Source organism: Mycobacterium sp. NGS16, assembly GCF_059813225.1.
Map to the genome: position 1 here is coordinate 76,389 of NZ_JCALEE010000003.1, position 22,658 is coordinate 99,046.

Here is a 22,658-nt window from a genome sequence, read left to right on the forward strand (position 1 = left end):
CTGTGCGTGTGGGCGCAGCGGAGGGGAAGCCGCTGGGACTGCACGTGCCTGATTGAAATGGGTAACGATGACGTCTGCGAACGGGCCTTCGGCACGAGACTCCGCTGGCGGCAGAGCGGCACGGGATGCCGGCGCTGCCGACGCGGGTCGGACACAATTTCTCACCGTGGCCGAGGTGGCCGCGTTGATGCGGGTGAGCAAGATGACGGTGTACCGCCTGGTGCACAACGGCGAGCTGCCCGCGGTACGGGTGGGACGGTCTTTTCGGGTGCACGCCAAGGCGGTGCACGACCTGCTGGAGACCTCCTTCTTCGACGCGGGCTGACCGCCGGTCGACAGATAAGCGCCCCCCGGGCGTCGCCGCACGGCGACGCCCGGGGTCGGCTGTCGTGTGGGGCCGGCCAGTGCCGGTTTTCTGTCCCGCGCCTGCCTACGGGTAAAGTAACCGGGTCGAGCAAGTTCGCCCAGCGCCCCTCTGGCGGCGCGGGCAGAAGCAGATAGCGGAGTTCATGGGTTCAGTCATCAAGAAGCGGCGCAAGCGCATGTCGAAGAAGAAGCACCGCAAGCTGCTTCGCCGTACCCGGGTGCAGCGCAGAAAACTCGGTAAGTAACTCCGCCCCGATTGTCGCGCCGAGCGTGAAGTTGGCCTCACGCTGAGGGCCGAGCGTGAAGTCACCTTCACGTTGGCCGGGCGGCCGATCGCCGGTATTGCTTTTCTCCAGTGGCCGTTACGCTTGCGGAGTGGACGAGGCCGGCCCCCCGAGCGACAGCACGCGAAGCGACGTCCGGCACTACCCCAAGGTTGTGTTGGTTACCGGCGCATGCCGCTTCCTGGGTGGTTATCTGACCGCCAGGCTCACGCAGAATCCCTTGATCAACCGGGTGATCGCGGTGGATGCGGTCATGCCGAGCAAGGACATGCTGCGCCGGATGGGACGCGCCGAATTCGTCCGCGCCGACATTCGCAATCCCTTTATCGCCAAGGTGATTCGAAATAGCGAGGTCGATACCGTGGTGCACGCGGCCGCGGCGTCGTATGTGCCGCGCTCCGGCGGCGGGGCGGCGCTCAAAGAACTCAACGTCATGGGCGCCATGCAGTTGTTCGCCGCCTGCCAAAAGGCGCCCTCGGTGCGCCGGGTGGTGCTCAAGTCGACCTCGGAGGTCTACGGATCGTGCTCGCGTGACCCGGTCCTGTTCACCGAGGACAGCACCAGCCACCGGCCGCCCACCCAGGGTTTCCCTCGCGACAGCATCGACATCGAGGGCTACGCCCGCGGACTGGGCCGGCGCCGGCCGGACATCGCGGTCACCATCCTGCGGATGGCCAACATGATCGGCCCGGCCATGGACACCGCGCTGTCGCGCTACCTCGGCGGCCCACTGGTTCCGATGGTGCTGGGCCGTGACGCGCGCCTGCAGCTGTTGCACGAGCAAGACGCGTTGGGCGCCCTGGAACGGGCCACCATGGCCGGCAAGGCGGGCACCTTCAACATCGGCGCCGACGGCATCATCATGATGTCGCAGGCGATCCGCCGTTCGGGCCGGATTCCCTTGCCGCTACCCGGTTTAGGGCTGTGGGCGCTGGATTCGCTGCGGCGGGCCAACAACTACACCGAGATCAACCGCGAGCAGCTGAATTATCTCAGCTTTGGCCGGGTGATGGATACGACTAGAATGCGAACCGACCTCGGGTACAGCACCAAATGGACTACTGCCGAGGCATTTGACGACTACGTGCGGGGGCGAGGTCTCACTCCGATCATCGACCCCAAATGGGTGGAATCGGTGGAGCGGCGCGCGGTGAGCGTGGCGCAACGACTGGGCGATATCAGTATGGACAGGGCGCGGGGAGGTTAACGCCATGGCCGGTGATTCAAGGGCCAAAGTCATTCCACTGCACAAGAATTCGGGATCCGCGCGTCGGCACTCGTCGACGCTGAGCGGCCTCAGCGGACGGGCCTCGTCCGAGCAGATCAGCGCCGTCGTCCGCGAGATCGACGAGCGCCGCGCCGCCGTGGGGGCACCCGGCGCGCAGGCCGAACCAACCCCGGGTGAGTTTGCCCGGCGGGTGGCCGCGGTCGTGGCGTTCCTGCGGGAGCGGATCACCGGTGACTACCAGGTCGACGAGTTCGGGTTCGACCCGCACTTCAACGAGGCCATTGCACTGCCGCTGCTGCGGTTCTTCTTCAACGAATGGTTCCGGGTCGAGGTCAGCGGCATCGAGAACCTTCCGACCGAGGGGCCGGCGCTGGTAGTGGCCAATCACGCCGGTGTGCTGCCGATGGACGCGCTGATGCTCTCGGTGGCGGTGCACGACCACCACCCGTCGCATCGCGACCTGCGGATGCTCGGGGCGGACCTGGTGTTCGACCTGCCGCTGATCGGACCGGCCGCCCGCAAGGCGGGCCACACCATGGCCTGCACGGTCGACGCCCACCGGCTGCTGGCCGCCGGTGAGCTCACCGCGGTGTTCCCCGAGGGCTACAAGGGCCTGGGCAAGCGGTTCAAGGACCGCTACAAGCTGCAGCGGTTCGGTCGCGGCGGGTTCGTGTCGGCAGCGCTGCACACCCAGGCGCCGATCGTGCCGTGCTCGATCGTCGGCTCCGAGGAGATCTACCCGATGATCGCCGACGTGAAGCTGTTGGCCCGGTTGCTCGGCGTGCCGTACTTCCCGATCACCCCGCTGTTCCCGCTGGCCGGCCCTGCCGGCCTGGTGCCGCTGCCGTCGAAGTGGCACATCACGTTCGGTGAGCCGATTCCGACCACCGACTACGAGGCCGGCGCCGCCGACGACCCGATGGTCACCTTCGAGCTGACCGACCAGGTGCGCGAGACGATCCAGCAGACGCTGTACCGGCTGCTGGCCGGCCGCCGCAACATGTTCTTCGGCTGAGCCGGGGCGCGCCTATTTCTTGCCCAGCGCCCGGTCGCGCATCGATGCGATGGCAGCGATCGTCGCCGCCTCGGTGTCGGCGTCCTGGTTGACCGACTCGCCGAGCATGGTGACGACGCTGGTCACCACCGGATTGCCCTCGGCGTCGGAGACTTCGCTGCGGACCTCGCTGACCACCGTGCCGTGGGACTCGATCACCGAGTCCAGGTAGGTGTCGAAGTACAGCCGGTCGCCGGCCATGATCGGCCGGTGGAAGGTGAACTTCTGGTCGCGGTGCAGCACTCGCGAGATGTTGATCGGGATGTCGAATTTGTCGAAGATCTCCATCTGGACCTGACGCCCGGCGACGGCTAGGAACGTCAGCGACGCCACCAGGCCGAGGTGCCCGGCCTCAGCGGCTGCGGACTCGTCGAAGTGGGCGGGGTGATCGTCCTTGACCGAGCGGGCGAATTCCCGGATCTTCTCCCGGCCGACTTCGAAGTAGTCCGGGAACCGGTAGTGGGTACCGATGATTCCCTGCGACTCGGTGTGTACTGCCATGCCGGTCTACCCCTCCGCTCGCCGTGGTCGGCGGCGGAAGCTTATCAGCGAGCAGGTCAGCCGCGCTCGTTCCGGTGCGCCACGGCTGCCGCCAGGGCCCCGCCGACGGCCCCCAGTGCCAGCGCCGACGGCACGCCGATACGCGCCGCCTTGCGCGCGGTGCGGAAGTCGCGGATCTCCCAGCCCCGCTTGCGTGCCATCTCCCGCAACGCGGCATCCGGGTTGATCGCGACCGCGGTACCGACCAGTGACAGCATCGGCACATCGTTGAAGCTGTCGGAGTAGGCGGTGCAGCGCCGCAGGTTCAGCCCCTCGCGGATGGCCAGCGATCGCACCGCGTGCGCCTTGCCGGGCCCGTGCAGGATCTCGCCGACCAGCCGGCCGGTGAACACCCCGTCGACCGACTCGGCCACGGTGCCCAACGCGCCGGTCAGCCCGAGCCGGCGGGCGATGGTCTCGGCCAGCTCATAGGGGGTTGCAGTGACCAGCCACACCTGCTGGCCGGCGTCGAGATGCATCTGCGCCAGTTCCCGGGTGCCGGGCCAGATCTTGTCGGCGATGATCTCGTCGTAGATCTCCTCGCCCAGTTCCACCAGCTCCGACACCGGCCGGCCCTCGATGAACGCCAGCGCCTTACGCCGGCCGGCGGCGACGTCGTCGCTGTTCTCCCGGCCGGTCAGCTGAAACTTCGCTTGGGCGTAGAGGAACCCGAGGACATCGCGGTAGGTGAAGTAGTTGCGGGCGGCCAGCCCACGGCCGAAGTGCACCATCGAGGAGCCCTGCACCAGGGTGTTGTCGACATCGAAGAACGCGGCGGCGGTCAGATCGACCGGTGCGGGCGTGGCGGTGTCGAGCACGTCGTCCAGCGCCCGGTCGGCGCTGGCCGCGAAATCCCCGCCGGCCAGCGACTCGAGGTCGGTGCCCGCGGCGGATTTCCCGTCGGTCGGGCCCGGTACAGCCATCACCCGACTCCTTCCGCTGTGCAGGGGCGGCCGGTCATCTGGCCGCCATCAACCCTATCCGGCGCCGGCCCCGAAGACCCTCAGGTGATCGCGCAGATCACCTGTGAGCTCAAGCATCGAGTAGTCACGGAAACTGAACCGCCAGACGCCGTCGACCCGCTCGAACTCGTCGTGATAGCGGCCGGCCGCGACCACCTGCAGCGGCACGGCGTCGGTCTGCTGCAACACGGTGTAGTAGGACCGGCACGTCGCCGTCCCGGACTCCTCGTCGATGTCGAGGATCGGGTTGGTGACGACGTGCTTGGTGCGCGGTGTGCCGTCCGGGTGGATCTTGACCAGGCCCTGCCACAGCTGCAACAGCCCGGCGCTGTCCAGGATGGCGGTGCCCTCGGCGTCGGCCTTGATCCGGGCATGGGCGAATAACGCGGCCGCCGATTCCAGATCGCCGGCGTCCATCAACTCGGCGTAGCGGTACAGCAGGTTCGTGATGGGGACCGCACTTCCGCTGGACATATCGAAAACATAGCCACCCTGGGCCAGACTGAACGCATGACCCGCCCCCAGGTGCAGCTGCTGACCCGCGACGGCTGTCCGGTCTGCGTGCAGGTGTACGACCAGCTGACGCAGCTGGCCGCCGAGCTGCGATTCGACCTGCACGCAGTCGACGTCGACGCGGCCGCCGCGGCCGGGGACAGCGCCTGGCGTGCGGAATTCGGTGACCGGCTGCCGGTGGTGCTGCTCGACGGCCGCGAGCACAGCTACTGGGAGGTCGACGAGGCCAGGCTGCGCGCCGATCTGGCGGGTTGATGCGGCGGTCCCAGCTTCGCCTCTCCTCCGTCGCGCCTCGCTGAACCGCCGAATTTGGTGGGCCAGCGCTTTAGCCTCTACCGTGGAGTGAAGTTTGTTCACTGGTGACAGCAAGGAGCGGACCAGGTGATATTGCCGTGAGCGTCCTGCTCTTCGGGGTTTCGCATCGCAGCGCCCCGGTCTCGGTACTCGAGCAGCTCAGCACCGCCGAACCCGATCAGGTCAAGATCGTCGAGCAGGTGCTGGAATCGCCGCTCGTCACCGAGGCGATGATTCTGTCGACCTGCAACCGGGTCGAGATCTACGCCGTCGTCGAGGCGTTCCACGCCGGGCTGTCGGCGATCGGGCAGGTGCTCTCCGAACACTCCGGCATGTCGATGACCGACCTGACCAAGTACGCCTACGTCCGCTACAGCGAGGCCGCCGTCGAGCATCTGTTCTCGGTGGCCAGCGGTCTGGACTCGGCCGTCGTCGGCGAGCAGCAGGTGCTGGGCCAGGTGCGTCGCGCCTACGCCTCCGCGGAGGCCAACAACACCGTCGGCCGGGTGCTGCACGAACTGGCGCAGCGTGCGCTGTCGGTGGGCAAGCGGGTGCACTCCGAAACCGGGATCGACGCCGCCGGCGCCTCGGTGGTGTCAGTCGCCCTGGGGATCGCCGATAAGCAACTGGGCGACAAGGGATTACAGGGGCGGACCGCGGTGGTGATCGGCGCCGGATCGATGGGCGCGCTGTCGGCGGCGCACCTGGCGCGCGCCGGTGTGCAACGCATTCACGTGGTCAACCGCTCGCTGTCACGCGCCCAGCGGCTGGCGCGCAAGATCCGCGACAGTGGCGTCGCCGCGGACGCCGTGGCCCTGGACCGGATGACGGCCACGTTGGCCGACGCCGACGTCGCGGTGTGCTGCACCGGGGCGGTGAGCCCGGTGGTGTCACTGGCCGACGTGCACCACGCACTGGCCGGCGGCAACCGGGACGAGGCGACCCAGCCGCTGGTGATCTGCGATCTGGGCATGCCGCGCGACGTCGACGCCGCGGTCGCCGGGCTGCCCGGGGTGCACGTCATCGACATGGAGCGGATCCAGCGCGAACCGTCGGCGCAGGTCGCCAGCTCCGACACCGACGCCGCCCACAGCATCGTGGCCCGCGAGGTCGCCACCTACCTGGCCGGGCAGCGGATGGCCGAGGTCACCCCGACGGTGACCGCGCTGCGCCAGCGTGCCGCCGACGTGGTCACCGCCGAGTTGCTGCGGCTCGATCACCGGCTGCCGGACCTGGACACCGCCCAGCGCGAGGAGGTGGCGCGCACCGTGCGCCGCGTCGTCGACAAGCTGCTGCACGCCCCCACGGTGCGGGTCAAGCAGCTGGCCAGCTCGCCCGGCGGCGACAGCTACGCCGAAGCGCTTCGCGAGCTCTTCGAGCTCGATCCGACCGCCGTGGACGCGGTCGCGACCGCCGGTGAATTGCCAGTGGTGCCGGACGGGATCGACGTCGGTGCCGAAACCGGGTCGGCCGGGTAGCCGTTTTGGGTGACGTAATCCGTATCGGTACCCGGGCCAGCTTGCTGGCCACCACTCAAGCGGGGACCGTTCGTGACGCCTTGGTGGCCGCCGGTCACCCCGCGGAACTGGTCAAGATCAGCACCACCGGCGACCGCTCATCGGGGCCGATCGCCGAACTCGGGGTGGGGGTGTTCACCGCCGCGCTGCGCGAGGCCATCGTCGACGGCCGGGTCGACGCCGCGGTGCACTCGCACAAGGACCTGCCCACCGCGGACGATCCCCGTTTCGTGCTGGCCGCGATTCCGCCCCGGGAGGACCCCCGGGACGCGCTGGTGGCGCGTGACGGGCTGGTGCTGGGGGAGTTGCCGGCGGGCGCCGTGGTGGGCACGTCAAGCCCGCGACGGGCCGCGCAGCTTAGAGCATTGGGTCTCGGTTTGGAAATTCGCCCCCTACGAGGCAACCTAGATACCAGGTTGAACAGGGTAAGCAGCGGCGAACTCGACGCCATCGTGGTAGCCCGGGCGGGTCTGGCCCGCCTGGGACGTCTCGACGCGGTCACCGAGACGCTGGAACCGGTGCAGATGTTGCCGGCTCCGGCCCAAGGTGCGCTGGCCGTGGAGTGTCGCGCCGGCGACACCGCGCTGGCGGCGTTGCTGGCGGAGTTGGATGACACCGACACCCGCCGCGCGGTTACCGCCGAGCGGACCCTGCTCGCCGAACTGGAGGCGGGTTGTTCCGCACCGGTGGGCGCGATCGCCGAGGTGGTCGAGTCGATCGATGAGGACGGCCGCGTCTTCGACGAGCTGTCGCTGCGCGGGTGCGTGGCGGCGCTGGACGGATCCGACGTGATCCGCGCGTCCGGCATCGGCAGTCCGGACCGAGCCCGGGAACTGGGCGTGTCGGTCGCGGCGGAACTGTTCGAGCTGGGTGCGCGCGAGCTGATGTCGGACGCGCGGTGAAGACAGCCGCGCTCGGAAGTGGCTGAAGTGACTGGGAGTAGGGAATGGCTCGCCAAGTGAGCGTGCGAGGGCAGAAGCCCAAGCCGGGCCGCATCGTATTCGTCGGCTCGGGTCCCGGCGACCCGGGTCTGTTGACGACGCGGGCGCGGACGACGCTGACGAACGCCGCGCTGGTGTTCATCGACCCCGACGTGCCCGAGGCGGTGCTGGGACTGGTCGGTACCGACCTGCCCCCGATCGCCGGGCCGGTGCCGCCGGACCCCAAGGCCGACAAGAACGGCACGGCCCCCGACGGCGCTGAAGGCACCGACGGCACCGATGTCGACGGCACCGACGCCGACGCGGCCGCTGCGACCGTCCCGGGTGGACCCGACATCCGCCCGGCGCTGGGCGAGCCGGCCGAGGTGGCCAAGATCCTTACCGCCGAGGCGCGGTCCGGCGCCGACGTGGTGCGCCTGGTAGCCGGCGACCCGCTCTCGGTCGACGCCGTCATCACCGAGGTCAACGCGGTGGCCCGCACCAATGTCGCATTCGAGATCGTGCCCGGCCTGCCGGCCACCAGCGCGGTGCCGACCTACGCCGGCCTGCCGCTCGGCTCGTCGCACACCGTGGCCGATGTTCGCGACCCGCAGGTGGATTGGGCCGCGCTGGCCGCCGCCCCGGGCCCGCTGATCCTGCAGGCCACCACCTCGCATCTGCCGGAGGCGGCCCGCACCCTGATCGAGTACGGCCTCTCGGATGCCACGCCGTGCGTGGTCACCACGTCCGGCACCACGTGCGCGCAGCGTTCGATCGAGTCCACCCTGGCCGGGCTGACCGAGCCCGCGGCGCTGGCCAGTATCGACCCGGTCATCCTGCCCAACGGTCAGGAGACCACCGCGGGCACGCTGGTGGTGACCATCGGCAAGACCGTCAGCCACCGGTCGAAGCTGAACTGGTGGGAGAGCCGCGCCCTGTACGGCTGGACGGTGCTGGTGCCGCGCACCAAGGACCAGGCCGGTGAGATGAGCGATCGGCTGGTCTCCCACGGCGCCTCGCCGGTGGAGGTGCCCACCATCGCGGTGGAGCCGCCGCGGAGCCCCGCCCAGATGGAAAGGGCCGTCAAGGGTTTGGTGGACGGCCGCTACCAGTGGGTGGTGTTCACCTCGACCAACGCGGTGCGCGCGGTGTGGGAGAAGTTCGGCGAGTTCGGACTGGACGCCCGCGCATTCTCCGGGGTGAAGATCGCCTGCGTCGGCGAAGCCACCGCCGAGCGGGTCCGGGCGTTCGGGATCAGTCCCGAGCTGGTGCCCTCCGGCGAGCAGTCCTCGCTGGGTCTGCTGGATGAATTCCCGCCCTACGACGACGTTTTCGACCCGGTCAACCGGGTATTGCTGCCGCGCGCCGACATCGCCACCGAGACGCTGGCCGAGGGTCTGCGCGAGCGTGGCTGGGAGATCGAGGACGTCACCGCCTACCGCACGGTGCGGGCCGCCCCGCCGCCCGCGACCATCCGGGAGATGATCAAGACCGGTGGGTTCGACGCGGTGTGCTTCACCTCGAGCTCCACGGTGCGCAACCTGGTCGGCATCGCCGGCAAGCCGCACACCCGCACCATCGTGGCCTGCATCGGTCCCAAGACCGCCGAGACGGCAGCCGAATTCGGGCTGCGGGTGGATGTGCAGCCGGAGACGGCCGCGGTGGGCCCGCTGGTCGACGCGCTGGCCGAGCACGCCGCCCGGCTGCGGGCCGAGGGTGCCCTGCCACCGCCGCGGAAGAAGAGCCGCAGGCGATGATCCAGCTCGCGTTGACTCTGCGCCCACGGCGCAAAAGTGCGAGTAACCCCCGCCCTCAGCGCAGAGTCAACGTATGAGAGAGCGTCCGCGCCGGCTGCGCTCCACGCCCGCGCTGCGCCGCCTGGTCGCGCAGACCTCGTTGGAGCCAAGGCATCTGGTGTTGCCGATGTTCATCGCCGACGGCATCGACGAGCCCAGGCCGATCGTCTCCATGCCCGGCGTGGTTCAGCACACCCGCGATTCGCTGCGCGCCGCGGCTGCTGACGCGGTGGCCGCCGGAGTGGGCGGTCTGATGCTGTTCGGGGTGCCGGCAGAGGCGGACAAGGACAGCACCGGTTCCGCGGGCATCCACCCCGACGGCATCCTCAACACCGCGCTGCGCGACCTGGCCGCGGAACTCGGTGATGCCACCGTGCTGATGGCCGACACCTGTCTGGACGAATTCACCGACCACGGCCACTGCGGGGTGCTCGACGGCCGCGGCCGGGTGGACAATGACACCACCCTGGCCCGCTACACCGAACTTGCTGTGGCACAGGCAGATGCCGGTGCTCACGTGGTGAGCCCCAGCGGCATGATGGACGGCCAGGTCGCCGCGATCCGGGACGGGCTCGACGCCGCCGGGCACAGCGACACGGTGATCCTGGCCTACGCGGCGAAGTTCGCCTCGGCGTTCTACGGTCCGTTCCGCGACGCGGTCGCCTCCAGCCTGGAGGGGGACCGCCGCACCTATCAGCAGGAGCCCGGCAACGCCCGTGAGGCCCTGCGCGAGGTCACCCTGGACCTGGCCGAAGGCGCCGACATCGTGATGGTCAAGCCGGCCATGGGGTACCTGGACGTGATCGCCGCTGCGGCCGCAGTGTCACCGGTTCCGGTGGCCGCCTACCAGGTGTCGGGGGAGTACGCGATGATCGCGGCGGCGGCCGCCCACGGCTGGGTCGACGGGCGGGCCGCCGCACTGGAGTCGCTGATCGGGATCCGGCGCGCGGGCGCTGACATCGTGCTGAGCTACTGGGCGGCCGAAGCGGCCGGCTGGCTGACGTGACCGGGCCGCAGATCGGGTCGCAGCCACCGGCGGCGGCCCCGCCCGCCCGTCCGGCGGATGTCGACACCGGGTTCTGGCTGTGGCTGGCCGCCCTGCCGTTGATGACGATCGGCTACGTGGTGAGCCTGCTGGCCTCCCCGGAGATCGCCGACATGCCGGTGACCTACCCGATCGTCGGGCTGACCGCGCTGGTGCTGGTCGTGGTGGTGGCCACCTTCCTGGTGCTGATGCGCTCCGGGTACCGCTGGGCGCGCACCGGATTGACCGGCGGTGCGATCGGCTCGGTGGCCTACGCGGTGAGCGGGCTGTCGCACGCCGACGCGCGGCCGGCGGTCGCGGTCACCCTCGCCGTCACCGGCATCGTGGGCTCGGTGCTGCTCGCCGCGGGAACCTTCCTGCTGCACCGCGGTGACGCCCAGGAGTACTTCACCCGGTAAGCGGGGTCGCGGTCGCGGCAGACTGGGGTGATGGATCCGGTTGAGGTACTGCGCCAGATCGCGTTCTACAAGGACCGGGCCCGCGAGGACCCGCGTCGGGTGATGGCCTACCGCCGCGCCGCCGACGTCGTCGAGGCGCTGGACGACGACGAGCGGCGCCGCCATGGCGTGGCCGAGAGCTGGCAGTCGCTGCCGGGCATCGGACCGAAGACCGCCGCGGTGATCGCGCAGGCCTGGGCCGGCGCTGAACCCGACACCCTGGTGCGGTTGCGCGAGGAGGCGGCGGATCTGGGTGGTGGGGCGTTGCGGGCGGCGTTGCGCGGGGACCTGCATCTGCATTCGGACTGGTCGGACGGCTCGGCGCCGATCGAGGAGATGATGGCCACCGCGGTGGCGCTGGGGCATGACTACTGTGCATTGACCGACCATTCCCCGCGGCTGACCATCGCCAACGGGCTCTCACCGCAGCGGCTACGCCATCAACTGGAGGTGATCGACGGGCTGCGGGAGCGCTTTGCGCCGCTGCGGATCCTGACCGGCATCGAGGTCGACATCCTCGACGACGGCAGCCTGGATCAGGAGCCGGAGTTGCTGGAGCGCCTCGATGTGGTGGTGGCCAGCGTGCATTCCAAGCTGGCGATGGAGTCGGGCGCGATGACGCGGCGGATGGTGCGCGCGGTCTGTAATCCGCGGGTCAACGTGCTCGGGCACTGCACCGGGCGGCTGGTCACCGGTGGACGCGGCCGGCGGCCGGAGTCGCAGTTCGATGCGGAGGCGGTGTTCACCGCCTGCCGCGAACACGACACCGCAGTCGAGATCAACTGCCGCCCGGAACGACGCGACCCACCAACCCGACTGCTGCATCTGGCGCACGAGTTGGGGTGTTTGTTCAGCATCGACACCGACGCACACGCCCCCGGCCAGCTCGACTTCCTCGGCTTCGGCGCCCAGCGCGCGCTTGACGCCGGGATTGCGGCCGAGCGGATCGTCAACACCTGGCCGGTCGAGGAGCTGCTGGCCTGGGCGGCGGCCCGAGAGTCCAGGTGAAAGATCCGCCGCTTTTTCGCCTGGCCGCGACGCCTGACTTAGCTGAAGATGCCCCGAATACCACCGGGTCGTGGTCCCGCGACGGCCGGCCTAGCGCCGCGTTAGGCTGACCCGACATGTCTGAACCCGCGCCGACCGCCCAGCCGGCACCGCTGTTCTTCGAATGCGGTGCCAGCTGGTGGTGGGTGCTGTTCGGTCCGGTCGCAGCGGGGCTGCTGCTGTTGATCCAGAACTCCGGCGGCTATGGATACCAGCCGCTGATGCCCGCCGTGTTGATGGTGCTGGTCTCCACCATGTTGGCCATCCAGGTGAAGGCGGCCCGCATCCACACGTCGGTCGAGCTGACCGCAACCACGCTGCGGCAGGGCACCGAGACGCTCCGGATCGCCGACATCGTCATGATCTACCCCGAGGCCAAGCGGCCCACCGGCTGGGGCAAGCCCCAACCGGAGAAGTGGCAGGAAGCCCGGGCGCTGGGTGAGTTGAGTGGGGTGCCGCGCCGCCGGGTGGGGATCGGGCTGCGCCTGACCGGGCGGCGCAGGGTCCAGGCCTGGGCGCGGGACCACCGCAGGCTACGAGCGGCGCTGACCGACCTGGTTCCCGAGGCGGTCCCGCCCGGCGCACTCATCGAACCGGACCTCGACGACGACGCCGAAGAATCGTCGTGGTGAGGGCCCCGATCGTGCGGGCGCTCGCCGAGCTCGTCCTGGCCGTGGCCGCGGCGGCGGGTTGCGCCGCGAGCTGGCTCAACGTGCGCTATCTGGTGCTGGTCGCGCCGGTGATCGACGGCGAACCGGCCACCACCTCGGTGACCTACCACCCTCGGATGTTGCTGTTGGTGCTGCTGTTGGCGACGGCCGCCGGTGTGCTGGCGGTGATCGGCACGGCCCGGCTACGCCGTGCTCAGCGTCACGCTGAGCCCGTATACCCCGTGGGGGTATCATCGGCGGGGTGATCACCACTGACCTCGAACTGCGTGGAATGACCTGTGCGTCGTGTGCGGCGCGAGTGGAGCGCGGCCTGAACGCGCTCGACGGGGTGCACGCCACGGTGAACCTGGCGGTCGAACGCGCCCACGTCGAACACGACTCGAGCGTCTCGGCCGACGACCTCGTGCTGGCCGTGGAATCCGCCGGCTACCAGGCCGTGGTGCTCGGCGCGGCCCACGAGCACTCGGCCGACCACGCCGCCGGACATGCCGCCGGACATGGCGATACGCCGGCCGCGCAACTGCGGCCCCGGCTGATCGGCGCGGCGCTGCTGGCCGTCCCCGTCGTCGCGCTGTCGATGGTGATGGCCTGGCAGTTCGCCGGCTGGGGCTGGGTGGCGTTGGCGCTGACCACCCCGATCGTGGTGTGGGGCGGCTATCCGTTCCACCGGGCCGCGCTGCGCACCGCCGCCCACGGTGCCGCCACCATGGACACCCTGGTCTCGCTGGGCACGCTGGCGGCCTACCTGTGGTCGGTGGTCGCGGTCGTCACCGGATCGGGTCACCTGTATTTCGAGGTGGCGGCGGTGGTCACGGTCTTCCTGCTGGCCGGCCGCTACGCCGAGGCGCACGCCAAACGCTCGGCGGGTGCGGCGCTGCGCGCACTGCTGGAACTGGGCGCCAAGGACGCCGCGGTGATGCGGCGCGGCGATGACGGACTCAAGGAGACCCGGGTGCCGATCGCCGAGCTGCGGGTCGGTGACGTGATCGTGGTCCGGCCCGGGGAGCGGGTCGCCACCGACGGCGTCGTCATCGACGGCAGCACCGCGCTGGACACCTCGGCGATGACCGGCGAGTCGCTGCCCGTCGACGTCACCGAAGGCGACCCGGTGCTGGGCGGCTCGCTCAACACCACCGGGCTGGTGCTGGTCCGCGCCACCAAGGTGGGTGCCGACACCCAGCTGGCCCGGATGGCCAAGCTGGTCACCGACGCCCAGGCCGGCAAGGCGTCCATCCAGCGGCTGGCCGACCGGGTATCGGCGGTGTTCGTACCGGTGGTGCTGGTGATCGCGGCGCTCACGCTGGCCGGGTGGCTTTTGACCGGGCAATCCGCCGCGGCGGCCTTCACGGCGGCGGTCGCGGTGCTGATCATCGCCTGCCCGTGCGCACTGGGGCTGGCCACGCCGACCGCGATCCTGGTCGGCACCGGCCGCGGCGCTCAGCTGGGCATCCTGATCAAGAACCCGCAGGTGCTGGAGGCCGTCAAGGACATCGACACCGTGGTGCTGGACAAGACCGGAACGGTCACCACCGGCGTGATGGCCGTCGCCGGCCTCGCGGTCAACCGCGGGGAGGATCCCGACACGGTGCTGGCCCGCGCCGCCGCCGTCGAAGCGGCGTCTGAGCACCCGATCGCCGCGGCCATCGTCGCCGGGGCGAAAGCGGCCGGGCTTGCGATCGGCCGGGTGACCGACTTCGCCAGCCGGCCCGGCCACGGGGTGACCGGGGTGGTCGACGGGGTGCGGGTGGAGATCACCCGGTCGGCTGCCGCGCACCAGACCGGGACAGCGGTCGAGGTGTCCTGGGACGGCCGGGAGCGCGGCACGATCACGCTGACCGACACGGTGCGGCCCAGCAGTGCGGCCGCGGTGGCCGAACTCAAGGCCATGGGCATCACCCCGGTGCTGCTCACCGGCGACGGCGCGGCGGTGGCGCGCAAGGTGGCCGGCGAGGTCGGCATCGACCCGGCCCACGTCATCGCCAATGTGCTGCCCGCGGACAAGGCCGACGCCGTCAAGAGCCTGCAGGCCCAGGGCCACCGGGTGGCCATGGTCGGCGACGGCGTCAACGACTCGGTGGCCCTGGCCACCGCCGATATCGGTATGGCGATGGGCACCGGTACCGACGCCGCCATCGAGGCCGGTGATCTGACCCTGGTGCGGGGTGATCTTTGCACCGTTCCGACCGCACTGCGGCTCTCGGCGCGTACGCTCCGAATCATCCGGCAGAACCTCATCTGGGCGTTCGGTTACAACGTCGCCGCGATACCGCTGGCGGCGGCGGGGCTGCTCAACCCGATGATCGCAGGCGCGGCGATGGCCGCCTCGTCGGTTCTGGTGGTGACGAACAGCCTGCGGCTGCGGGCGTTTCGATAGACCGGAGGAGGTCTGAAGGTGAGGATCGTTTTGTCGGCGTCTATCGCCGTTTGTTCAGTGGTGCTCGCCGCACCGGCCCTGGCTGACCCGGCCAACCCCGACCCGTTCAGCCCCAGCGACTGTATTGCCAACGCGAGTGCGGTCTGCAACGTCGGTCCCTACGGCCCTAACAGCCTGACCAATCCGGCCAACATCGACAGCCCGCTGAATCCGGCGAACCCGGCCAACATCGACAGCCCGATGAACATCGACAACCCGGCCAACATCGACAGCCCGATGAATCCGATGAACCCGATGAACACGCCCTGATCCGACAACCGCTGACGATGCCGGCAGCGGGATAGGCCCGAATCAGGAATCCAGCCAAGCCAACTCGGCCGGCAGCTGCGCACGCCAGTAGGTCACGTCGTGTCCGCCCTGGGTGAACCCGCCCGCCGGCCGCGGATTCAACTGACTGACAAAGTGATTGGTCGCGTAGTAGAAGGTGTCCGACGTTCCGCAGTCGACCCGCAGCGGAATCGACGCCAGCCGGGGCGCCAGGCTGAAAACTGAATTCGTCCGCCAGTCATCGACGCTGTCGAATGCCCCGGCGGGCGCGCCGAAGTAGGTCATATAGATCGCCGGGCTGATCGCGCAGATGCCGGCGGTGCGGGCCGGGCCCAGCCGGGTGCCCAGCAGCATTGCGCCGTAGCCGCCCATCGACCAGCCCATGAACGCGACCCGCGAGGTGTCGATGCCCTTGTCGGCCAGCATCGGAAGCAATTCGTTGAGCACCATCGCCCCGGAGTCGTGGCCGGAACTGTGCGGGCGCCAGTAGGTGTTGCCGCCGTCGACCGCCACGACCGCGAACGGTGGCCGGCCCGAGGCGGTCAGTTTCGCCAGCTCCTCCTCGACCCCCAGATCCATCACCCAGGCCGCGTCGCCGTCCTTGCAGTGCAGGGCGATCACCGGCCGCAGCGGCGCGGTCTGCCCCGGTGGCCGGGCGATGATCCAGTTGGTCTCCAGCCCGCCGCGGGCCGCCGACACGAACGACCCGGACTCGCGGGTGGGGTAGGCGTTCCCGGTCGCCCGGGCCTCCGCCGACAGCAGCGTGCCCGCTCCCAACAGACCCGCCGCACCGACCCCAAGGCGCAGTGCAGCCCGGCGGGTCAGATCAGCCATGACAGCAATCATCTCGTGCCCGCGCACCGCGGTTGGACAGGCACGCCGCAGCGTCGGTCAGGTTGCTGCCGGCTCGCCGGGGTCCTCCGGTGCCGGGGGCTGGCCGAACTGCTCGCGGAACGCCTCCACCGTGTAGCTCACCACGGTCGCCTCCCGGGGCGCGCGGACCGTCGCCGAACGCGGGATACGGACCATCGGCCCCAGCTGCCCCGGGTAGTGGTCCGGTTTGCCGATCTTGAGCAGGCCGCCGCCGGCGTCCGAGGACTCCGGTGCGATCTCCACCTCGCCCTCGGTGACGACGTAGATCAGATCCTCTACGGTGCCCTGCTCCAGCAGCACCGCTCCGGGCCCCAACCGCACCGGGGCCTGCTGGGCGCGTGCCGGGGCCGGCGCCGCGGTCGGCGACAGCTGGATGACGATGTCGGCGAGCGGCACGATCCGGGTGTCGTGGGTGGCGACCACCACGACGCGGTCACCGGCGGCGAGCACCCGCAGCAGTTGCACCACTTCGCCGGCCCGGACGAAATCGAGTTGTGCGGTGGGTTCGTCGGCCAGGATCAGCGGCGGGTCCAGGGCCAGCGCGCGGGCCACCGCCACCCGCTGCTGCTGGCCGCCGCTGAGCTGGCCGGGCCGGTGATCGGTCCGGTCGGCCAGGCCGACCCGGGTGAGCAGATCCCGGGCCCGCTCCTGGGCGGACCACTGCGTCCACCCGGCCGCCCACATCGGCACCATCACGTTCTCCAGCGCGGTCAGGCTCGGCACCAGGTTGAACGCCTGGAAGACGATCCCGACGGTGCGCCGACGGTAGGAGGTGATCTCCCGGCGGCTCAGTCCGGTGACATCGGTGGCGCCGAACCGGATCTCGCCGCTGGTCGGGCTCAGGATGCCGCCCAGGCAGGACAACAGCGTGGTCTTGCCGCATCCGCTGGGGCCGAGCACAACCACCAGCGATCCGGCCGGAATCTCCAGGCTCAGACCGTGAATCGGGCGGATCGGTTCCCCGCCGCCGGTGGCGTATTCGATGACCAGATCCTTGATCCGCAGGTCGCCCATGGCTTAGGGACCCCCGAACGCCAGCACCGGGTCGATGGCCACCGCGTGGCGCAGGCCCGCCAGGCTGGCCAGCAGACCGATGCCCACCGCGGTCAGCACCAGCAAAGCGAACGACGACGTCGTCACCGCCACCAGCATCGGAAACGCCGGCCCGATCGCCACCGCCAGCACGCCGCCGAGCACCGCCGCGGCCACCGCCACGGCCACCGCCTGCAGCGCCAGCCCGGCCAACACCATCCATGTCGTGACCCCCAGCGCCTTGAACACCGCGAAGTCGCGGGTGCGCTCCAGCGCCGACAGGTAGATCAGCGAGCCCACGATCAGTGCGGCCACTCCCCACAGCAGCACCGACATGTAGGACAGCGCCATCTGTGCTCCGGCCAGCGGGCGCACCATGTCGTCGACGGCGGCGGCGCGGTCCACCACCCGGTAGCCCTCCGGCACCGTCGCCGGGGTGCCCCGCAGGCCGATCGCCGAGGCCACCGGTTGCCCGGAGTACATCAGCCGCTGGGCGCCCGACACGGTCAGGAAGGCATTGGGTTGACCGGCCAGTGTGGTGGACTTCTCGACCAGCCCGACGATCCGCAATTTGCCCGCGCCCAGTTCCACCTCGTCGCCGACGGCCCGTTTGAGCGTGGTGGACATCGCGATCTCGTTGGGCTCGGTCGGGGCGCGCCCCGAGCTGATCGGCGGCATCGCCGCCTTGGGGACGCCGTAGATGTTGACGTTCTGCGGCGACTCGCCGTCCTGCAGGATGGTGTTGCCGTAGACCACCGGCAGCGCCGCTTCGACGCCGGCGATGCGGGCGACATCGCCCGCCTCCTTCTGCGGAAACCGCGATGATCCCATGAACGGACCGACCGCGGCCGTCTGAATCAGGTAGCTGTCGATACCCAGCGAATCGACCACGTGCTCCGCCTCGACGCGGAAGCCGTGGGTCAGCCCGGCCAGCACCAGGGTCAGCGCGAACACCATCGCGGTGCCGACAGCGGCGACGATGAACCGACGCAGCCGCCACTGCAGGTCCCGCAAGGCGGTGATCAGCATCCGCACGCGCGCATGTTATCGCAGCGTGTGGCTGTGACCGCCATCTCGGCGTCGTGCTCCGCAAATCCGGAATCGCAGGCCACCGGCGTGGTTTTCGGCTAGAAATACACACACGCCGGTTTGCCCAGGGAAGGGGTCAGTGGATGAATTTCGCTGCCCTGCCGCCCGAGGTCAATTCGCTGCGGATCTACACCGGCCCCGGCTCCACGCCGATGCGGGCGGCCGCCGCGGCGTGGAGCGGGCTGGCCGCCGAACTGCACGCCGCGGTCACCTCCTACGAAGCGGTGATCGCCGAGCTGACCGGCCAGTCGTGGCTGGGGCCGGCGTCGGTGGCGCTGACCCGGTCCGCCGCGCGATACGCGGCATGGATGGCCGCCACCGCGGCACAGGTCGACCAGACCGCGGCGCAGGCCAATGCGGCGGCTGCGGCTTACGAGGCGGCGTTCAGTGCAACGGTGCCGCCCACGGTGGTGGCCGCCAACCGCGCCCGGCTGATGCTGCTGGTCGCCACCAACGTGCTGGGGACCAACACCGCGGCGATCGCCGCCACCGAGGCCGAGTACGCCGAGATGTGGGCGCAGGACGCCGCCGCGATGTACGCCTACGCCGCCGCGTCGGCGGCCGCGACCGGGCTGGCGCCGTTTCCGGAGCCACCGCAGACCAGCAATCCGGCCGGCCCGGCCGGCCAGGCCGCCGCGACCGGCGCAGCCGAAGCGAACTCGTCGTCGTCGAACATCCAGGCGCTGCTGAGCCAGCTGGCCTCGGGCATCCTGGGCACCCAGAACAACTCGCTGGCCCAGGCCGGGGTGGGAGCGGCGACCGTCGCCGGGCCGGCCCAGGGCCTGGCCGACCTGATCACGCTGCCCAGCATCAGTGACATCGTGGGGCTCAGCGCGGCGCAGGTGGTCTCGCTGGTGCTGTCCGGGGGAGCCTGGATCGCGGCGGACGCCAGCACCCGCGAGATCCTCTATGAGCAGGATCAGCTCCGGATGGTGGAGTACGAGATCCTGCACAACATCGACCTGTTCTCACCGCTGACCCCGTCACGGCCGAATGTGCCCGGCGTATCGGCGGCGCTGTCGGCGGCCATGGGTGAGGCGGTCACGGCCGGCAACCTGTCGGTGCCGATCAACTGGGCCGCCAACGCCCCGGAGATCCGCAGCCTGTCCTACACCAAGCCGCTGGCCGGCCCGGCCCTCGGCGGGGCTCCGGCGGCCTCGCTCGCCGGCGCCGGAAGTGCGTTCAGCCAGATGGCGCTGGCGGGCATGGGCGGTAGCGCGCTGGCCGGGTCGGTCAGTCGCGGGCGCGGCGGTGCCGATGCCACCGACGCTGCGGCGCGGGTCCAGACGCCGCAACGCGCCGCCGGCTCACCCGCCGACGCCGGCGCGGGTGAGGTCGACGGCGACGGCACGCCCGGGCCGTCGATGATGGGCATCGCCGCGGAGATCCGCGAATTCGCCGAGCTGCGCGACCGCGGATTGATCACCAACGACGAGTACAACGAGCAGAAGATGCGGCTGCTGGGCCGCTGAGCGGTCAGCCCGGCTCGGCCGCGTGGGGTGGCTCCCAGGTGTGCGGCAGCATCGGGACCGTCGGACCGGTGCCCGTGGTGGTGTCCACCATGGTGGTCAATCCCGTTACCGCGGAATCGCTTTCACGTTCCGCGGTGCCTGCGAAGCCCAGCGGGCCCGCCCCGCTGGCCGATTCGGCAGCCATGGCGGCATCCGAGTCGAGGTACTCGTAGCGGTTGCCGGGATCGGTCAACGTTTCACGGTGCCGCCGCCGGCGGGCCTGCCTCGTCGTGGCGGCGGCGGTCGCGGTGGCTGCGGGGGCCTGCGACCGCTGGCTCGCCGCGGGTGCGGGCAGGCGCATCTTGGCCGGTGCCCCGAGGGACGGACCGCCACCGACCAGATACGGCAACGCCGCGCCCTCGGCTCCGGTGACCGGCGGCGGCAGCACCGGGATGCCCCCGCCCGCGGTGACCGCGGGCGCCAGGGTCGGCGGGGCCATCGCCGGGGGAGCCGCCGGGGCCGGCGCGGGTGGGGCCGCTACCGCGGCCGGCGCGGCGGCCGGGACCACCGCCGGCGGGTTGGGGGCCGGCAGCGCCGGTGCGGCGGGGACGTTGATGCCGGTCAGCCCGGCCAGTCCGGCGACACCGGCGACGCCGGCCAGCGGTGCGGCCGGTGCGATCAGGGCGAGCATCGTCTCGGTCAGCGCCGTCACGGTCGGCGCCATCCCGAGCACGATCTCCCCGGCATAGTGCGGGGCGATCGTCATCAGCACCGGGTCGCTGATCAGACTGGTGAGCGGATTGTTGCTGGACAGGTCGGCCTGAATGGCCTCGTTGATCTCGGCGATGCGGGTGGTCCACCAGCTCTCCTGGTAGATGTTGCCGAAGTCCTGGGTGGGCGCCTGGTCGTTGCGGTGGTGGTGGTCGCGATGCTGTGGCGTGTCGGGGTTGAGCACCGTCGGCGCGGTCGCCGCCGCCGGGGACGAGGCCACCGCGGCACCGGCCACCGCCTGATACGTCGACATCGTGGTGGCCGCCTGCACCCACATCCGGGTGTAGTCGGCCTCGTTGACGGCGATCGGAATCGCGTTGACCCCAAAGAAGTTCGTCGCCACCAGCACCGCGTGGACGGCGTGGTTGGCGGCCAGCTCGGCCAGGGTGGGCATCGTGGCCAGCGCGGAGGTGTAGGCCGTGGCGGCGGTCTGGTGCTGGCGGGCCAGCGTCATGGCGTCGGCGCCGGCCTTGGTCAGCCAGGCCAGGTACGGCACATTGGCCGCCACATAGGATTCGGCGCTCGGCCCCTGCCAGGATCCGGCCTGCACCGCCGAGAGCAGCGTGGACAGTTCCTGCGCCACCGCGGTGTATTCGGTGCTCAACGCGTCCCACATCCCGGCGGCCGCCAGCAGTGGCCCCGCGCCCGGACCGCTGCTCAGCAACGCCGAGTGCACCTCCGGTGGTGACGCCATCCAGATTGGCTCCGTCATCGCCGCCTTCCCGCGTTGGATGTACGGAGCTTACATCCTCAAATCTCGATTATTCCCTGGAAGTTTCCTCGGAATACGGATACTTGCCCGCGGATTCTCCGCATTTATGGACTCGATGATGCCTCGGCGACGTCCGGGCGCACCAGGAAGCCGCTCATGATCAGGCTGCGGGCCAATTCGATCTGTTGGGCGGCGGCCAGCCCAGGCAGTTCGCCGATCCGAAACGGCTCGGTGCGTGCGGACAGGAACCGCATCGCGGCCTCGTGGTCCGGGCGGGCGCTGACGATCAGCTGGGCGAACTGCAGGCCCACACCGTCGGCGGTGGTGGTCACCCGGGAGTACAGCGGGTGCTGCTTGCACACCAGCGTGTCGGTATCGAGGCCGACGGTGTCGTCGACCTGCCCGACGACCGGGCAGCGGGCGCGGCGTACCAGGAAATCCTGCATGGCGCCCAGGCCTTCCGCGAGGGCGTCGGACGCCTCCATGGCGGCCAGCGCGTCCCGGATCAGCGGGCCCAGGCTGGCGCGCACCTGCGGGTCGTCCAGATGTCGTGCGGGCAACCGGGTGTGCACCGCGTCGTTGCGCAGGCTCAGCAGGTGCAGCGTGTGGGTCAGCAGCGTGAGCACCGTCGGAACGTGCAGTCCTACCGTCAGGTGCACCGAGGGCTCCGAGGTCGTCTCGGCCGAATGCACCCGGCCCCGGGGCAGATACAGGGTGTCCCCGGCGGCCAGCTGCAGGCTGGTCGGTGCCGGCAGGCCGGCCGGGTCGACCTCGTGCATCTGCTGCATCCGGTGTGGCGGTATCGGATCGTCGCCATAGAAGTACCAGGTCTTGTTGCCGTGGATCTGCAGCACCAGCACGTCGTGGTGGTCGTAGTGCGGCAGGAAACCCGTCGAGGCCGGCGGGGTGAGGTAGGCGTTGACGTGCGTCGGGAAGTTCAGCTCCACCTCGACCCCGTGGGTCAGCGTCGACATCGGCCGCAGGTACTTCTCGATGTTGTTGCAGATGATCGTGTAGCCGCGGTCTGACTCGGCGTGGATGCGGGCCAGGTCCAGGGTGCCGTCGGCGCGCGTGTAGTGCTGCGGCTCCAGATGGTCGGCCCCGCGCACCAGGCGCACCGCCGACGGTTCGGTGCGCAGCGCTTCCAGCAGCTGCGAGGCCGATGACGGCCCGGCCAGCACGTCGAAGTAGTCGGCGCGGTCCCGGGCGATGTGGTGCGGCGCGGCGCCCCACAGCTCATCGAGGAAGGTCTGCACCGTCACCGGTGCCAGCAGCCAGGCGAGCGGGGATTGCGAGCCGGCCGTCACCGGCACAAAATACACCCGGCGCCCGGCCTCGTCAGCAGCTGACCGCCA

24 protein-coding genes are annotated in these 22,658 nt (G+C 70.3%); 16 read left to right on the plus strand and 8 right to left on the minus strand.

Translation table 11 applies throughout. The features are described from left to right. Positions 1 to 67 precede the first annotated feature (67 nt). The 4 genes from AC5Y4Q_RS10035 to AC5Y4Q_RS10050 all read left to right on the plus strand — a co-directional run bounded on the left by AC5Y4Q_RS10035 (position 68) and on the right by AC5Y4Q_RS10050 (position 2,893). Complete coding sequence (locus AC5Y4Q_RS10035; protein WP_064923002.1) at positions 68 to 325, plus strand: helix-turn-helix domain-containing protein; 258 nt, start codon at positions 68 to 70, stop codon at positions 323 to 325. A 184-nt stretch (positions 326 to 509) separates the two neighbouring features. Next, positions 510 to 611 carry a 30S ribosomal protein bS22 gene (locus tag AC5Y4Q_RS10040; RefSeq protein WP_003402602.1) on the plus strand — a complete coding sequence of 34 codons (102 nt, stop codon included), beginning with the start codon at positions 510 to 512 and terminating at the stop codon, positions 609 to 611. A gap of 130 nt (positions 612 to 741) precedes the next feature. Beyond that, entirely contained in the window at positions 742 to 1,857 is a 1,116-nt protein-coding gene (locus AC5Y4Q_RS10045) for an SDR family oxidoreductase (protein ID WP_064923004.1), read from the plus strand. Positions 1,858 to 1,861: 4 nt separating this feature from the next. Continuing rightward, positions 1,862 to 2,893, plus strand: coding sequence for a lysophospholipid acyltransferase family protein (locus AC5Y4Q_RS10050; RefSeq protein ID WP_064923006.1), 1,032 nt, complete (start codon positions 1,862 to 1,864; stop codon positions 2,891 to 2,893). 12 nt (positions 2,894 to 2,905) lie between these two features. Here the strand turns inward: AC5Y4Q_RS10050 and AC5Y4Q_RS10055 are convergent, their stop codons facing one another. Genes AC5Y4Q_RS10055 through AC5Y4Q_RS10065 form a run of 3 tightly spaced genes read right to left on the minus strand, consistent with a single transcriptional unit; the run spans position 2,906 to position 4,908 of the window. After that, complete coding sequence (locus AC5Y4Q_RS10055; protein ID WP_499958838.1) at positions 2,906 to 3,433, minus strand: FAS1-like dehydratase domain-containing protein; 528 nt, start codon at positions 3,431 to 3,433, stop codon at positions 2,906 to 2,908. A gap of 56 nt (positions 3,434 to 3,489) precedes the next feature. Beyond that, positions 3,490 to 4,395 carry an HAD family hydrolase gene (locus AC5Y4Q_RS10060; RefSeq protein ID WP_064923010.1) on the minus strand — a complete coding sequence of 302 codons (906 nt, stop codon included), beginning with the start codon at positions 4,393 to 4,395 and terminating at the stop codon, positions 3,490 to 3,492. 54 nt (positions 4,396 to 4,449) lie between these two features. After that, the gene (locus tag AC5Y4Q_RS10065; protein ID WP_125225224.1) at positions 4,450 to 4,908 is read right to left on the minus strand and encodes a nuclear transport factor 2 family protein; all 459 of its coding nucleotides are present in this window, start codon (positions 4,906 to 4,908) and stop codon (positions 4,450 to 4,452) included. A gap of 36 nt (positions 4,909 to 4,944) precedes the next feature. Here AC5Y4Q_RS10065 and AC5Y4Q_RS10070 point away from each other — a divergent pair, with 36 nt between their 5' ends. From AC5Y4Q_RS10070 to AC5Y4Q_RS10120, 11 genes are all read left to right on the plus strand, one after another. Continuing rightward, positions 4,945 to 5,202 carry a glutaredoxin family protein gene (locus tag AC5Y4Q_RS10070; protein ID WP_064923014.1) on the plus strand — a complete coding sequence of 86 codons (258 nt, stop codon included), beginning with the start codon at positions 4,945 to 4,947 and terminating at the stop codon, positions 5,200 to 5,202. Between the two features lie 137 nt (positions 5,203 to 5,339). Beyond that, a complete protein-coding gene (locus AC5Y4Q_RS10075; RefSeq protein WP_064923016.1) occupies positions 5,340 to 6,719 on the plus strand; it encodes a glutamyl-tRNA reductase in 1,380 nt (459 codons plus the stop codon). 5 nt (positions 6,720 to 6,724) lie between these two features. Next, a complete protein-coding gene (hemC, locus tag AC5Y4Q_RS10080; protein ID WP_064923018.1) occupies positions 6,725 to 7,660 on the plus strand; it encodes a hydroxymethylbilane synthase in 936 nt (311 codons plus the stop codon). Between the two features lie 44 nt (positions 7,661 to 7,704). Then, positions 7,705 to 9,435, plus strand: coding sequence for a bifunctional uroporphyrinogen-III C-methyltransferase/uroporphyrinogen-III synthase (locus AC5Y4Q_RS10085; RefSeq protein ID WP_064923020.1), 1,731 nt, complete (start codon positions 7,705 to 7,707; stop codon positions 9,433 to 9,435). Between the two features lie 73 nt (positions 9,436 to 9,508). After that, positions 9,509 to 10,480: a porphobilinogen synthase gene (hemB, locus tag AC5Y4Q_RS10090; protein ID WP_499958842.1), complete on the plus strand. Its 972-nt coding sequence runs from the start codon at positions 9,509 to 9,511 to the stop codon at positions 10,478 to 10,480. Further along, a complete protein-coding gene (locus AC5Y4Q_RS10095; protein ID WP_499958844.1) occupies positions 10,477 to 10,917 on the plus strand; it encodes a hypothetical protein in 441 nt (146 codons plus the stop codon). The genes hemB and AC5Y4Q_RS10095 overlap by 4 nt, the downstream gene beginning before the upstream one ends. A gap of 30 nt (positions 10,918 to 10,947) precedes the next feature. Then, positions 10,948 to 11,964 carry a PHP domain-containing protein gene (locus tag AC5Y4Q_RS10100; RefSeq protein WP_499958846.1) on the plus strand — a complete coding sequence of 339 codons (1,017 nt, stop codon included), beginning with the start codon at positions 10,948 to 10,950 and terminating at the stop codon, positions 11,962 to 11,964. A gap of 116 nt (positions 11,965 to 12,080) precedes the next feature. After that, positions 12,081 to 12,635, plus strand: a complete 555-nt coding sequence (gene mce1N, locus AC5Y4Q_RS10105) for a transport-regulating membrane protein Mce1N (protein WP_125225221.1) — start codon at positions 12,081 to 12,083, stop codon at positions 12,633 to 12,635. After that, on the plus strand, positions 12,629 to 12,919 hold the full coding sequence (locus tag AC5Y4Q_RS10110; RefSeq protein ID WP_125225220.1) for a hypothetical protein: 291 nt from the start codon (positions 12,629 to 12,631) through the stop codon (positions 12,917 to 12,919). Before mce1N ends, AC5Y4Q_RS10110 begins: the two co-directional genes overlap by 7 nt. Before the next feature lie 26 nt (positions 12,920 to 12,945). After that, positions 12,946 to 15,048 carry a heavy metal translocating P-type ATPase gene (locus tag AC5Y4Q_RS10115; protein ID WP_125225241.1) on the plus strand — a complete coding sequence of 701 codons (2,103 nt, stop codon included), beginning with the start codon at positions 12,946 to 12,948 and terminating at the stop codon, positions 15,046 to 15,048. 18 nt (positions 15,049 to 15,066) lie between these two features. Further along, entirely contained in the window at positions 15,067 to 15,357 is a 291-nt protein-coding gene (locus tag AC5Y4Q_RS10120) for a hypothetical protein (protein ID WP_125225219.1), read from the plus strand. A 42-nt stretch (positions 15,358 to 15,399) separates the two neighbouring features. On the opposite strand, the gene AC5Y4Q_RS10125 is transcribed toward AC5Y4Q_RS10120, so the two are convergent. The 3 genes from AC5Y4Q_RS10125 to AC5Y4Q_RS10135 are packed head-to-tail and all read right to left on the minus strand — an operon-like array spanning position 15,400 to position 18,309. After that, on the minus strand, positions 15,400 to 16,221 hold the full coding sequence (locus AC5Y4Q_RS10125; RefSeq protein WP_064923046.1) for an alpha/beta hydrolase: 822 nt from the start codon (positions 16,219 to 16,221) through the stop codon (positions 15,400 to 15,402). Positions 16,222 to 16,266: 45 nt separating this feature from the next. Further along, a complete protein-coding gene (locus AC5Y4Q_RS10130; protein ID WP_064923030.1) occupies positions 16,267 to 17,262 on the minus strand; it encodes an ABC transporter ATP-binding protein in 996 nt (331 codons plus the stop codon). Positions 17,263 to 17,265: 3 nt separating this feature from the next. Beyond that, positions 17,266 to 18,309 carry an ABC transporter permease gene (locus AC5Y4Q_RS10135; RefSeq protein WP_064923032.1) on the minus strand — a complete coding sequence of 348 codons (1,044 nt, stop codon included), beginning with the start codon at positions 18,307 to 18,309 and terminating at the stop codon, positions 17,266 to 17,268. Between the two features lie 143 nt (positions 18,310 to 18,452). Here AC5Y4Q_RS10135 and AC5Y4Q_RS10140 point away from each other — a divergent pair, with 143 nt between their 5' ends. Continuing rightward, positions 18,453 to 19,841 (plus strand): PPE family protein, SVP subgroup, encoded by a 1,389-nt coding sequence (locus AC5Y4Q_RS10140; protein ID WP_125225218.1) that lies wholly within the window; start codon positions 18,453 to 18,455, stop codon positions 19,839 to 19,841. A gap of 4 nt (positions 19,842 to 19,845) precedes the next feature. On the opposite strand, the gene AC5Y4Q_RS10145 is transcribed toward AC5Y4Q_RS10140, so the two are convergent. Both AC5Y4Q_RS10145 and AC5Y4Q_RS10150 read right to left on the minus strand, forming a co-directional pair. Beyond that, positions 19,846 to 21,303: a PPE domain-containing protein gene (locus AC5Y4Q_RS10145; RefSeq protein WP_499958850.1), complete on the minus strand. Its 1,458-nt coding sequence runs from the start codon at positions 21,301 to 21,303 to the stop codon at positions 19,846 to 19,848. A 104-nt stretch (positions 21,304 to 21,407) separates the two neighbouring features. Next, the gene (locus AC5Y4Q_RS10150; protein ID WP_235664016.1) at positions 21,408 to 22,610 is read right to left on the minus strand and encodes a JmjC domain-containing protein; all 1,203 of its coding nucleotides are present in this window, start codon (positions 22,608 to 22,610) and stop codon (positions 21,408 to 21,410) included. Positions 22,611 to 22,658 lie beyond the last annotated feature (48 nt).